This is a genomic window from Streptomyces sp. V4I23 (assembly GCF_030817975.1).
Lineage (GTDB): Bacteria > Actinomycetota > Actinomycetes > Streptomycetales > Streptomycetaceae > Streptomyces.
Genome location: NZ_JAUSZW010000006.1, coordinates 1 through 13003, shown reverse-complemented (window position 1 = coordinate 13003; position 13003 = coordinate 1). Strand labels below are relative to the sequence as shown.

Genomic DNA, 13003 nt, shown 5'->3' with positions numbered 1-13003 from the left:
CGGGGCGTTCACCACTGCTCGGCCTCCGCTTCGGCGTCCCACAGCCCGTATCCGCCTGCCTCGGCCGGCAGCACGCTCTCGCCCTCCGGCTCGCTCATGTCGGTCTCGGCCGCCGCGTCGACGCTGATGAGGGCGTCCAGGCTCTCGCTCCAGTCCGGTGCCGGGGCCGGTGCGGTCTCTGCGTCGAGTGGGCGCCGCTGGCCTGGCAGATCGGGCAACTGTGCTGCCGTACTTCCGGAGCGGGGGGCTCTCCGGCGGCGGGTTTTCTGCTCGGTCCCGGCGGGGCTGCGGGTGTGGCGTAGGAGTTGGTCGAGGGCGTCGGCGAGGGCGGCTTCGTGCTGCTCGCGGTCCCCGCGTTGCTCGACCTCGGTCTGGATGTGGCGCCAGATGGCGTCGTTGAAGGGCTGGTGGACGTGGTCACGGTGGATCCACGGAATTTCGTGGAGCTGTCCGTCGGTGAGGCGGACGAAGATCTGGCGGGCGTCGTGGGGGTTGTGGTGGACCTCCCATTTGCCGTCCCTGGCCGCGACGGGGGAGCGCTGGCTGCGGTGGGGGTCGAGGACGGGGTGGTTGTAGGTGCGATAGTCGAGGCGGATGCCGCGTTCGGTGATGGGCTGCCAGCGCACGGGCAGCAGTTCGAGGTAGTCGGCCCCGCTCAGCGGCACCGGCACATATCCGCTGATGGTGATCAGCGCGGCCCACATCTGGTTCGGCGTGAGGGCGGTTTTGGGCAGGACGGGGTGGCGCAGTCCGTCGTGAGGCCGGTTCTGCCAGCCGCAGGTGATCCACTCATCGAGGAAGTCCTGCAACTGCGGGATCGTCCACCGCGCCTCGGCCTCCGTCGCGGAGCCGCGGCGCTGGGGGGTGGAGCCGGTGTGGCCGGCGACGTGCTGGCAGAACAGGTCGTTGATCGAGCCGAAGGTCCGCTCCACCACGGCCTTGGCCTGCGGCCGTCTCGGAGGGGCGGGCTGCACGCTCACCCCGAGTGTCTCGCAGGCGGCGACGAAGCCCTGCGAGAGGTAGATCTTCCCGCGGTCGACGACGATCGTCTCGGGCACGATCACCGGCCGTGCGGCTGCTCCCTCCAGCCGCTCGTCCAGCGACAGCATCCGCTGATACGGCACCTCCGCGTGCGACAGATGAAGCGACTGGGGCCAGGCCGGCCGGGCAGGATGCGGAACAGCCATCTCCGCCAAGAGCAGTGCGGCGTCGACGGCTTTGGTGCTGTGCGGGCGCAGGACGGCGGCCAGGACGGAACGGGTGGCGACGTCGACGGCGATCGTCAGCTCCGGCCGGCCTAGGCTGCCGTCCTCCAGGACGGCCATGATGTCCAGGCGGGTGGTGTCGATCTGCACCTGCTCCCCGGGCCGCAGCACCACCGGCGCCGACGAGGCGCGGACGGGTGCGGTGGCGGTACGCGCTGGAAGTCCTGGACGATCGGCTGGGTCGGCCAGCACACTCACCAGCCGGTAGAACGTCGACCGTGACGGCATCTCCACCACCCCGCGTCCGTGCGTATCGTCCAGGATCTGCCCGACCAGTACCTGCAGCGCCTTTACCGTCCCCTTCGACCGGCCCCGCTGACGCCGCAGCGCCTCCAGCACTGCGGCCACGACCCGCTCGTCGGCATACCCCGTCGAATGACGGCCACGGGCCGGTACCGCGCGCTTGTCGACCAGCCCCCACAGACCCTGCTTGCGGTAGGCGAGCCGCATCCGCTCCACCGTCGTACGCGTCACCCGGGCGAAGCCGAGCGCCGCCAGTTCCTGCGCCTTGGCCGCGTCCCGCTGCGCCAGAGTCCACCGCTCGGGGTCGTACTCCGGCCGCATCGTTTGTCCCTCACGGCCGCCCTCAGGGCGCGGCCACCCGGTCTCCACCTCACGGATATGGGGGAGCCAGGCCAGCGCACGCTGCTGGGCCGCCAGCGGAACGGTCTCGAACAGCCCCCACTGCGGCACCGCGTCCGGTGTCCGCGCGCCCACCACGTCAAAGCCCGGATCGGCGAACAACCGCCCCAGCAGCAGGCTTGTTTCGGCGCCGTTCTCCTGCAGCAGGTAGACCTGCTGGCCCTGCAGGGCGGCGACCTGCCAGGTCTGCCCCCGGTAGGCGACGTGCGCGCCCACCTCCATCACCGGTCGCTGGCTCTTACCGTGTGTGCCGCCCACTGTGCTCACCCCTTCTCTTGGCTGCCGCCGGTGCTCAGCTGCATTTCGGCGCCCCATCACGTTCTGCGTCAGCGCAGATCAGTGCCCGCTCGTGTAGTGGCTCATCAAGAGGCGTCGTCAGATGCCCGCACCACAGCGCGTGGTAGGCGGCGGGTAGCACCTGCAAGGGATCGCCCACCGCCGCTGTCCCCTCGGCCAGCGGCCGGGGTTCGGCGAACGCTTCGGTCAGCGCGGCCCGCAGCCCGGGCGGGCCCTGATTGCGAGTGTGGCGGTAGCCGGCCAGCCACCGCAGATTTGCCGCCACCGCCGCTGGAGGTGGCTCGAGGCGCCGGTAAGACCAGCCCACGCGGGTACACGCCGCCTCCAGGACCATCCGCGCCCGCTGCGCCCTGTCTCCACCGGCGGTCGGGCATGAGGGGCAGTCGGCGAGCAGGCCGGTGCCGTCCGCGTGCCGGGCGAAGAGCTGGGGCACCCACGAGCGCACCCGCCCGTCGGACGTGTCCCGCCACAGCAGCCGTACCGGGCGCGCGGACAGGCCGGTCACGTCCGGATCCCGGTCCAGGATCATCAGCTGGATGAGCATCGCTGCCGAACCGTGCACCACGTGCCGTCCGGTGGTCGCTGACCACCACCAGCCCGGCCCCCACAGGCGGCCCGGTACGACCGGAAACGCGGATACCGGCGCCAGGTCCTCGAACCGCACCGACATCGCCGCCTGATCCCACGCCAGCTGTGTCGCCTGTCCGGCAGCAGTGGCGAAGGCGGCCTCGACTCCCGCACCGCTGCCCCCTGCGGCAGCCTGCCGCACCAACCTGCTGTGCCCGTGCCCCTCCATCCCCAACACCCAAGCGCACCCAAGCCTGTTGAACGCCGTGATCCGAATCCGCCACCCGAACGGGTGAACGGTGCTCCGTCATGACGGCGCGTCCGTCCCGTCAGGACTCCGGTGATCCCTCTTTGACCGCAGGCCGCTGAGTCTCGGTGCAGGTGAGGCAATGTCAGTGGCATGCGGCAGCATCGGGCCATGACGCAGATGAACAGGGAATGGGCGATCGAAAAGTTGAAGGCCTTCCTCGTTACCGCCAAGGTGACGTACGTGCCAGACGCCCCGAACACCATTGGTTTCTGGGGCTACAAGTTCGATCACCCGAGGGCTGAAGTACAAGCTGCGGCCCAGATCGTGGAGCAGATCTTGGACCGTGTACTGCCTGACTGGCGATCCGCAGAATGGGAAGAGGCCAAGAGGCAACCGATGTGGCGCCATCGCGAGGCAGCGCACCGCGCGATCGCCCTCCTGGAAGCTGAGCAGGAGCTACAGGAGAATCTCGGCAGCGGCGCACCCCAGCTTGACGCATCCACACTGCATTCATGGGTCTGGGGCAGCGTGCAAGGCTTGTGGAGCAGCGGTCACTTCCGTGAGGCGGTCGGCGCTGCTGCCAGGGCGGTAAATGCCCAAGCCCAGGCGAAGCTCGAACGGCGGGACGCTTCAGAGGCCAAGCTCCTCTCCGATGCTTTCTCCACCAATGCACCCACTCCAGGGCACCCGCGCCTGCGCCTGTGCGAAAACGACGGAGGCGATACGTTCAAAAATCGCCACGACGGTGCCGGAAACTTTGCGCGGGGCGTCTACGCGGCCATCCGCAACCCCATCGCCCACGAAGAGGATCAGGAATTGGAAGAGAACGAGGCACTGGAGCAGCTTGCCGCCTTCAGCATCCTGGCGAGATGGGTGGACAGCGCTGCAGTGGTGAAGGCCAGTTGAACAGCCAATCTATGCACCCCGCGAGGGGGCCCCACCCAGAGGCGAGCGCCGCTACACCGACGACCGGACTCCGGACCTCCACACGCGTCAAGTGCTCTCCCCGTCAGTGTCACGGAGCAGTAGTGATGCGGGCGGTGGTCAGCAGCGCCTGCTGATGCGGGTGGAGCCGGTCCCACTGGGCGATCTGCCGGTGCGCCCAGCGCCGCAAGCTCTCCGGGACGGGCCCGCCTGCGGAGCCGAGGGTGCGGTACTGCTGCCAGGTGCGGTGCCAGGTGTAGGGCCAGGGTGGGTTCCACCACGGGTCCAGGCTGGTGAGGGCGGTTGCGGTGGTGGTGGAGAGGGTGCCGGCGCGGGCTTTGCGGCGTTGCTGGCACAGCCATCTGCCGAGGGGAAAGCCGTCTTGTCGGGTGTGCTTGTCCGGGGTGAGGTGGCCGTGTCGGGCGGCGTAGGCGCGTGCGTGGTCGAGTCCGGGGCTGACGGGGTAGGAGCGTGTGGCCGGGGCGGGCCGTTCGCCTACGGCAGCGTGGGGTGTGACGCCGAGGGCGGTCAGGAGGTCCTGCTGGCCGGGGTGGAGATGCCTCCAGGACTCCTGCTGGACACGGGCCCAGCGGCACAGGCCTCGGGGGACGTTCGTGGTCGGCACGCCGCCCGCGCTCGTGGCTCGGAGGCGGTGGTAGGCCTGCTGCCATTGCAGGGGCCAGGGCGGATTCCACCACGGATCGATCATGGTCAGGGCTTCGGCCCGGGTGGGGGAGAGGCGGCCCTGACGGGCGCGTCGTCGTTGCCAGGCCAGCCATTCCCCCAGCGGGAACCCGTCGAGGACGGTGCTGGCGGGCGCGGCGATATGGCCGTATTCGGCCGCGTAGGCGCGAGCCTGTGCGAGCGCGGTGTCCAGAAGACCGGGCTCGGCGCGGGGAGCCGGTGGTTGGGCGGCTCGGGCTGTTTCGGCGGTGATACCGATCTTGGTCAGCAGGCGGTGCTGTTCGGGGTGGAGTGTGCCGTAGCCGGTGCACTGACGCCTCAGCCAGTCGGCCAACTCCTTCACAAGAACCCGATTGCCGGTACCACTGCCGTCGGCTGCCGACGCGGACTCTGACCGCTCGCGTACGCGCCTCCAATTGCGTTGCCACTCCAAGGACCAGGTCGGGTTCCACCAGGTGTCGAGCGCTGCGAGGAGCGTGCTGACCGGCCATGTCCCGCCTGTCCTGCGGTGGTGCTCCCGCGCCTGGTGGCGCTGTTCGCTCAGCCACCGGCCCAGCGGAAACCCCTCATGACAAGCTTTCAGGGGCGTGGCGAGGTGGCCGTGTGCGGCGGCGTACGTGCGCGCGTGGGCCAGCCCGGGGCCCGTACCGCAGAGCTGGGCGATGATCTCGTGGGGGCAAGCGGCGGCGGTCTCGGCGGTGATGCCGATCTCCTCCAGCAGACGCTGCTGCAGCGGATGCAACTGCTTGTAGCCGGTGCACTGTACGGACAGCCACGTGGCCCAGCCGTCACTGCCGTCCGGCCAGCTCCCTTCTGCAGCCTCTTGGTGCCGGTCTCGGGCATGAGCGCGGACCCGGTGCCAGGTGCGCTGCCACGCCAAGGGCCACGGCGGGTTCCACCACAAGTCGATCGCGTCGAGCACCTGAAGGTGCGCGCCGGGTTCGTCCTGGCGGCGGGCGAGGACACGCTGGGCAGTGAGCCACTTCCCGAGCGGAAATCCCTGGTACGAGGTGTTCTTGGTGGCCAGGGCCAGGCATCCGTGTTCGGCGACGAAGGCGCGCGCACGGGCAAGAGCCTTATCGATGCTCGCTGTCCGGCTCGTTCGGCGCGGGCGTGCGCTGCCGGCGGCCTGGGCTGTGAGGCCGATGTCGGCCAGCAGACGGCGCTGTTCGGGGTGGAGTGAGCTGTAGTCGGTGCACTGCAGGTACAGCCACTCCCCGGTCAGCACGTGGGTGTCGGAAAAGCCGTCGGCGGCCTTGAGGGGGCCGTGGCGCCTGACGTGGTCGCGGGCGCGGTAGTAGGAGCGCTGCCACTTCACCGACCAGGGGATGTTCCACCACGGGTCCACCTCCTTCAGGTCGGCGGCCTTTTCTTCAGGCAGGGCCAGGGCGTGGGTCTGCTGGTTGTGCACCCATTTCCCCAGGGCGAAGGAACCGACTCGGGTGTCGCGTTGGGTGGCGAGGTGGCCGTGCTGGGCGGCGTAGGTGCGCGCGTGGGCCAGGCCGGCGGCGAAGGCCCCGTCGGCGTGCACGCTGTGGCCCCGCAGCCGCTTCTGAGCCGGCAGACCCTCTGTGCCTGCAGTCTGCCGACGCTGGTAGCCCGCGAGAACGTCGGCGAGAGGCCGGGGCCGGAGCGCCAAGGGGACCTGCCACAGCCGCTGTTCGGCGTCTCCACTGCCGCCCTTGGTACGGATGCACTGGTACGTCCAGGCAAACAGCGGTCCGTGGGTGCAGGCGGCCAGACGCTCGGTGAGCCACGGTCGCCGCAAGCGATGGCCCAGCTCGCTGGGCACGCAGGGCACATCAGCCAACCGGTAGGGCAGGTGACCACCACCGTCAGCAGCGACACGGAGCCGCCAGGCCCGGCTGGCCAGAAGCGTGGCGAGGGCGACGGTCTCTGGGTAGGTGACCAGATCCCGCGCCAGGATCCGCCACCGCTGCGGATCCTCGCCCGCGGGCATGGCCGCATCCAGCCGCATCGGCCACAGGCGCTCCTCGGGCCACTTCTGCGCCCACCACGAGGCGGTGACCGCCTCAGCAACTTCGAACGCCGAAGCAGCGGCGGGGGAGCGGCGCAGCAGCTTCCGGTGATCCTCCTGCGCCTGGACCACCTCCGGGCATCCGGCCAGCCCGACGACGCGGCCCCCGCTGCCAGGCACGCTCATCAGCCAGCACCGGTGGCGTGGGCAGACTCGCTGGTGCGCCGCCAGGTACATCCGGGCTGGTGCAATGCGACCGGTCCGCGCAGCCACACAGCCCGGGCATGCCGGACCCCAGGCGGCAACCGTCTCGACCCCGTTGTGGAGCCGCGCCGTCGGCCTCTCCTTCGAGGGGCCCAGCGGTTCCTCCCGCGTCCAGGCCGGCAACGCACGGTGTAAGCCCACCTGCGGCACACGACACAGCGCCGCGACCCGGTCCCGGGCCGAGGCGTTCAAGAACACCTCACTGTCGCCCCGTAGAGCCCCGGCGACGCCCTGCTGGCCGGCCACTTCGGTAACCGCCGACAGCAGACTCGGCACCGTCAGGCCGTACCTGTCCGCGATCCGCCCCAGGAACGACAGGGTCATCTCACCCTGCAGGGGAGCCACCCGAAAGGCACCCGCGGTCAGCAACAGTTTCCCCAACCCATCCCGTGGCTTGTGACAACGACCGTGCTTCGGCTCAACGAGCAGGTCCGGGCTCCCGGTCGCTGCCGGGTCAGTAGTCGAGGTCGAGGTAGTCGATGTCGTTGAGGGTGACGTCGGAGAGTCCCAGGGCGCGGGCTCCGCCGTCTTGGAAGTAGATGTCTTTGAATCCTTCGGCGATGATCTGGCGCATCTGCTGGTCGCTGGCTCCGGCGTCACGGGCGTTGAACAGGCGCTGTGCGTAGGTGGGGGGCAGGTGGACGGTGAGCCGTCGGAAGCGTCCGTCGTCGGTGGTGCCGATGGGTGCGGTGTAGCCGAACCTGGCCCTCGTCTCCACCGTGATGCCCGTGGTGGTGGCGGCCTGCTTCCGGCGGCGTCTGCGTACCTGGGGCTGCCAACGCGCCCGTACGGCCGCGTCGATCCGTTCGGCGATGGCCTGGGGCGGGTGCTTGCGTTCGCCCTTGCGGTAGCGCTCCACCGACCGCTGGCTGACCCCGATCTCCTGGGCAACGGCTTTGGTCGTCCTGAGCTGCTTCATCAGGAAGTTGATGCGTGCCTGGAGGGTCTTGGGCGGCTGGCGGGTGAAGCCCTCCCGGTCGGCGCGTTCGATGGCGTCGTCGATCTCTCCCACAGCGCCTACTCGCCTTCGTCCAGGACGGCGTCGCCGCCTTTGATGTGGCGGGCCGGGTTGTAGCCCTGTTCCATGAGGTCGACCGCCCACAGCATCGACTGGACGCCCTCCAGCTTCGCCAGGCCAGGTGTGGGGCCGAGGCGGAAGGCGCCGGGCTGGGGCTTGCCGGAGGCGGCGTAGGGGAGGAAGTCCAACGGGCTCGCGCCCGGTGAGGGGTAGACGACGCAGTCGGACAGCACGGCGAGCGGATACAGGCCCGTCATCGTGGCCATGTTGCGCAGTTTGCGGTGCATGTTGATGCGGGCCTTGGCGATGACGGCGGCGCGGATGTCGGGGCGCCAGGTCGGCCGCTGAAGGGCCGGCCACCGCTCGCCCTCCTTGTACTTCTTGCCCTGCGGGCGCTCGCGGAGCTTGCCGATGCCGCCCTTCACCGTGGCCTTGATGGCGGCCAGTACGGCGGCCAGGGCGGGGTCGACCTCCTTGTGCCGCTCCATCGCCGCCAGGAACTCCGCGTCGGTCAGGTCCTTGGTGACGCCGAGGTCGGCGAGGGTGTCGACGTAGGCGGTCTTGAGGCGGTCGTGCCACGGGTCCAGGTACGCGCCGGTCTCCCGGCGCAGGTACGCCTCGAGGGGCTGGACGTTGTAGCCGAGTTCCTGGGCGTAGGCGACGGTGTGTGTCTGGTACCAGGCAGGTTCCGTGGGCCGGGTGCCGTCCGGAGTGAAGGGCGAGGGCAGGCGCGGGTCCAGCTCGATGTGGGACAGGTCGACCAGCCAGGAGCCGGGGATCTTCGGGTTGAACTTCGGGCCCACGAAGTGGTCGGGGGCGGACAGGCCGACGACCAGGCGGGCCGCTGCGGCGAGGAAGGCGGTGTTGAGGTCCAGGCCGACTGCGAAGGGCAGGGTGCACTCCTCATCGGTGAGCAGGTCCACCGGCCGCACCCACTGGTACGCCTCTTCGTTGAGGAACCCGCCCGTCCAGCCGGAGGTCACGACGACCGGGTGCTCGGGGGTGGCCTCCGGCGGCGCCGGGTCCATCGGCTCCGTGCCCAGCGAGCCGGGGTTGTGGCCGGGCACCCAGTTCCCGCTCGCCTCGTCGCGCACCGCACGCGTGGGCGGCCGTAGCGCCGTCATCAGCTCCAGGCCGGACACGGCCGTGGAGCCGCGCGGGGTGATGACTCGCTGGGCATACACGCCCAGGACGCGGGCGATGTCGGCCGGCTCCATCTCCGAGACGCCGGGCCAGGACCGCTCATCGAGGGCGTCCCAGGACAGGATCGCGAGCTGCACGCACTGCCGGTCGCGGCCCTGCGCCTTGCGGTAGATCCTCGCCCACGGGCCGAACCCGCGCTGGGTGAGCCGCCACTTCGCCTTCACCACCTGCTTGACCACCGGGTGATCCTCCGGCAGGCGCAGGGAGCGGCGCTGCTCGTGGCCTTCCAGGCGCTCGGGCAGCCCGAGCTTCACGGCAGCCGCGGCAGTGAGCACGATCAGCGGATCACTGTCCTTGCCGTAGCGGTTCAGCTTCGGCGCTCCGAGGCCGGACTCGCGCAGCGTCCACTCCACCAGCTCCACCACGGTGCTCGCCGGGCAGTCCAGCACGATCCCGTCCACGCCGTACGCGCAGCCGTCACCGTCCAGGACCGCGAGGGGCCCGTGCGGGAAGCGTGGGTCGGCTGCGGGCTGCGCCGCCTTCTTCATGGCCGGACGCCGCGATGTCGCAGCGGGCTGGATGGCGGGGCGCGCCGGCGCCGCAGCCGCAACGGCGGGAGCCTGGGGGGCATCTGCCGTCTCCACCCTGGACGCGGCCGGTTCGGTAGACGCCGCGGGAGCCCATGCGGCAACCGAGGCTGTCGGAGCTGCGCCGGGGGCAGGGTACTTCGCCGCCCATCCGTTCAGCAGCCGCTGGTAGGCGTCCAGGCGCGGCGACTTCGGCTCGCTACGGCCGTTCTCCCAGTTCTTCACTGACTGAGTCGTGGTCTTCAACGCGGTGGCGAGGCGGGCCTGGGTGATACCGGCGGCCTCACGCAGCCGGGCACGCTCCGCCGGAGGCGGGAGGCGCGGCTCCTCGTTCAACAGAGCGTCGACGGACGCGAACAGCTCTTCCTCAGAGGCCATGACCCTGCACCCTCACTCCAGGCAAGCATTGCTTAGCCACAAACTTATCCCGTTCCTTAGCCTTCCAGGGCCCATTCCAGCCCTAGCGCGGCGAGTGCAGAGAGCTTGTCGGTGGCGAGCTTCGCCCTGCGGGTCTTCTGGTTCATGATCCACACTCCAAGCCGGACCTCGGCCCCGTCCTCCAATAGCTCTACATGGGCCCTGGGGACATTCACAGAGCCTGTGCGGGCTCTGTACTGCGCGAGGGCCGCCACGCCCCGCTCGAACGGCGTGGAAGCCCTTGTCGGCTCCTCCGGCGCCGAGGCGAGCGGTGTGATGCCGAGCTGCTCCAGGCGCTCGCGCTGTCCGTCGGTCAGGGCCTGCCAGACCTTCGGCGTCCGCTGCCGTGCCAGCCACTTGCCGATGTCCATGCCGTGGACCGTGACGCCAGGCAGGACTTCCGCCTGGCCCTCTTCCTCGGCCACCAGCTCGCGCAGTGCGGCGTAGTGCCGCTGCCAGTCGGCCGGCCACGACGGGTTCCAGTCCTCGTCGACCTCCTTGAGCGCTGTCTCCCACTCGGGGTGGCCGTCCAGCGCACCCGCGCGGCGCAAATTGCTCAACCACTGTCCTACCGGTCTGGACAGGGCCACTGCGGACCTCGGAGCACAGAGGGTCCAGTGCTGGTCGTAGTACGCCTTCGCGGCCTCCAGGTTCTCCTGGAACCGCTCATCGGCCAGGGACCAGACCATGCCGAGCTTCTCCAGTCGCCGGGCGCGCAGGCCGCTCATCTGCCCCGCGCCGTAGGCCCGTCGCTGTTCCGCCACCCATGACCCAAGAGGGTATGCGCCCTCTTTGTGACCATATGGGACTCTGGCATGCTGCTCGCGCTCCGTGAATTTCTTCAGCGCCGCCCAGCCGCGCGCCCAGTCCTGCTTCTCCGTGTCGATCACATTGAAGCTGACCCAGTCCGCGACCATCACTGGGTCACGCGGAACCGCGAAACGGAGCAACAGACGAGATTCTTCCTCACCTTCCTCGGGCGCCGGACCGATGTTCACGGACGGCTGCGCCACATCCTTCTGCGGCTCCTGTGGAATCGCTAGCAATTCCACGGCCTCTTCATCATGAGCCCGAAGACCTTCGAGTACCTTCACCAAAGGCCGATACGATGCCGAGGTGAACATGTCTTCCGGCTTCTCTCCCGGCTGGAGAAAAACCGGCACGATCAAAGAAGCCAATTTCCCCTGCCCCGGCTTCTGCCGCAAAGCACGTCCGATGGCCTGCACGATGTCGTGAGGCGCCCCCTTGGGGTCCAACAGGGCCACACTGTCCACGGCCCTGATATCGACGCCCTCACCCAGGACACGACAGTTCGACAGCACCGCACGCCAGGCGGTGGAGCCGAACTCACCCAACACGCCGCGCCGGCGCTCCGGGACGTGCTCCCCGCACAGCCAGTCCGCCCAGATCTTCGCCGGGTACTTCTCCGGCTGATCGGCGTGCAGCTTCGCGGCCACACGCTCCAGGCCCTCCGCATACGCCTGTGCCTCCATCGTCCGATGGTGGAAGGTGATGCAGGTCTGAAGGTTGTGCTGCTGCATCGTGTGCAGGAGCGCGGCCTGCAAGGCTCCCAGCCGCTGCCCGCGCACTTCCTCGCTGCGCCGCTCCTCACCCATCAGCTTCTCCGGGGTGACGACCGGGTCCTGGAGCTCCAGCACGATGATCTGGTACCGCGCCAGCAGACCGCGCGAAACGGCCGACGCCAGGCTGAGCTTGTACAGGACGGGCCCGAAGACCTTCTCGTCGTCCATCGAGGCCGCCATCTCGCGCGGCAGCGGATCCCGCACCCCCTCGGCAACCTCCCAGTTGGGCCGCTCCTGCCAGATCCGCGGCGTCGCCGTCAGATACAGGCGACGGTGCGCCGGGATGACGGTCTGGTCGTGGATGTCCGCCCACGCCTTACCCATGGAGCCACTTGTCCGGTGCGCCTCATCGACCACGGCGAGGTCCATCGGGGCCAGCTGCTGGCCGTAGACGCCCTCGAAAGCCTCCGCCAGCACGCCCAGCGACGCGTACGTCGCGTAGATGGTGACGGGCCCCTGGCCGTGCCACAGCGCCAGCTGCACGGGGTTCGTGGTGGAGCGCACCTTCAGGTTCCACAGCTCCGGGTCGTCCTGGAGCGAGCACACGGCAACCGCCGGCCCCTTGTGCCCGGCCTCGTGCCACGCCTTCACCGTCTGCGCCAGGAGATCCAGCGTCGGCACCAAAACGAGAATGCGCCCCTTCGGCACAAGCCGCTTAGCCGATGCGGCAGCAATAATCGTCTTTCCGGTGCCGCACGCGGCGTGCACCTGCCCGCGCAAGCCATTCCAGGGAATACCGCCCGGCGGGATATCGAGACCGCGCACAATGGCGGCAACGGCTTCGATCTGGTGGTCACGCAGCTTCACGGCCATGCGCCGTGTTCTCCTTCTCGCGGAATGTGGCGCGTAATCAGAAAGGGAATCCCGGCGCGGTGGCTGCGTCCCGGGGGTGTGATGTCCTTTCCCAGACTCTACACAGTGCATCACCGTGATGCATCATCCTTGCGCCAACTTCCGCCCTCAGGGTGATACATGGCTGATTCTCACTTCGTAGTGGCCGGTTGTCCTGTATGCTGGTGGAGCATTGTTGAGCTTGGTCGTACGGGTCTTGCGAGTTGAGGAGGGGTTTAGGGTGGAGTGCAGTGGAGCCCGTCACTGCGGTAGGGCCGGCACCTGTCGAGCCGACGACCCATCACCTCCGTTGCAGGGGTGGTGGCTGGGATTCCCAGTGGCTACACAGTCCCGCGCGTGATGCACCTCCTCTTGCTGCCAGCCTCGGCACCCGCGCTTGCGCGGGTGCCCTCAATTCGCGCTTGCGCGAATTGACGTCCTGTCAAATTCCGCTTGCGGAATTCAATTCCCGCGCTTGCGCGGGAATTTGGCGGAGCGTCAGCGGAGCCGCTCCCTATGCAGCGCGCCAGCGCTGCATATCCCGCTCCGCGGG

Annotated in this window: 7 protein-coding genes and 1 pseudogene; 1 reads left to right on the top strand and 7 read right to left on the bottom strand. The window is 69.2% G+C overall.

All coding sequences use genetic code 11. The features are described from left to right. Positions 1–8 precede the first annotated feature (8 nt). On the bottom strand, positions 9–2129 hold the full coding sequence (locus QFZ82_RS39405) for a DDE-type integrase/transposase/recombinase (RefSeq protein WP_307718070.1): 2121 nt from the start codon (positions 2127–2129) through the stop codon (positions 9–11). Between the two features lie 70 nt (positions 2130–2199). Then, entirely contained in the window at positions 2200–3000 is an 801-nt protein-coding gene (locus tag QFZ82_RS39400; protein WP_307718050.1) for a TnsA-like heteromeric transposase endonuclease subunit, read from the bottom strand. Between the two features lie 189 nt (positions 3001–3189). Between QFZ82_RS39400 and QFZ82_RS39395 the strand changes: the two genes are divergently transcribed. After that, positions 3190–3927: a TIGR02391 family protein gene (locus QFZ82_RS39395; RefSeq protein WP_307718049.1), complete on the top strand. Its 738-nt coding sequence runs from the start codon at positions 3190–3192 to the stop codon at positions 3925–3927. A 109-nt stretch (positions 3928–4036) separates the two neighbouring features. On the opposite strand, the gene QFZ82_RS39390 is transcribed toward QFZ82_RS39395, so the two are convergent. The 5 genes and pseudogenes from QFZ82_RS39390 to QFZ82_RS39375 form a co-directional block, all read right to left on the bottom strand. Further along, positions 4037–6793: a helicase associated domain-containing protein gene (locus QFZ82_RS39390; RefSeq protein ID WP_307718048.1), complete on the bottom strand. Its 2757-nt coding sequence runs from the start codon at positions 6791–6793 to the stop codon at positions 4037–4039. A 12-nt stretch (positions 6794–6805) separates the two neighbouring features. Further along, positions 6806–7216: pseudogene (locus QFZ82_RS39945) on the bottom strand (TniQ family protein); the annotation flags it as partial. 109 nt (positions 7217–7325) lie between these two features. Continuing rightward, positions 7326–7883 (bottom strand): XRE family transcriptional regulator, encoded by a 558-nt coding sequence (locus tag QFZ82_RS39385; RefSeq protein WP_307718047.1) that lies wholly within the window; start codon positions 7881–7883, stop codon positions 7326–7328. 5 nt (positions 7884–7888) lie between these two features. Beyond that, positions 7889–9997, bottom strand: coding sequence for a helix-turn-helix transcriptional regulator (locus tag QFZ82_RS39380; RefSeq protein WP_307718046.1), 2109 nt, complete (start codon positions 9995–9997; stop codon positions 7889–7891). A gap of 56 nt (positions 9998–10053) precedes the next feature. Then, complete coding sequence (locus tag QFZ82_RS39375) at positions 10054–12432, bottom strand: DEAD/DEAH box helicase (RefSeq protein WP_307718045.1); 2379 nt, start codon at positions 12430–12432, stop codon at positions 10054–10056. Positions 12433–13003: the final 571 nt, after the last annotated feature.

Excerpts from the sequence above, each read along its gene's own strand:
- QFZ82_RS39375 (WP_307718045.1), bottom strand. The coding sequence starts at position 12,432 with ATGGCCGTGAAGCTGCGTGACCACCAGATCGAAGCCGTTGCCGCCATT.
- QFZ82_RS39405 (WP_307718070.1), bottom strand. The coding sequence starts at position 2,129 with ATGGAGGTGGGCGCGCACGTCGCCTACCGGGGGCAGACCTGGCAGGTC.
- QFZ82_RS39400 (WP_307718050.1), bottom strand. The coding sequence starts at position 3,000 with ATGGAGGGGCACGGGCACAGCAGGTTGGTGCGGCAGGCTGCCGCAGGG.
- QFZ82_RS39380 (WP_307718046.1), bottom strand. The coding sequence starts at position 9,997 with ATGGCCTCTGAGGAAGAGCTGTTCGCGTCCGTCGACGCTCTGTTGAAC.
- QFZ82_RS39390 (WP_307718048.1), bottom strand. The coding sequence starts at position 6,793 with ATGAGCGTGCCTGGCAGCGGGGGCCGCGTCGTCGGGCTGGCCGGATGC.
- QFZ82_RS39395 (WP_307718049.1), top strand. The coding sequence starts at position 3,190 with ATGACGCAGATGAACAGGGAATGGGCGATCGAAAAGTTGAAGGCCTTC.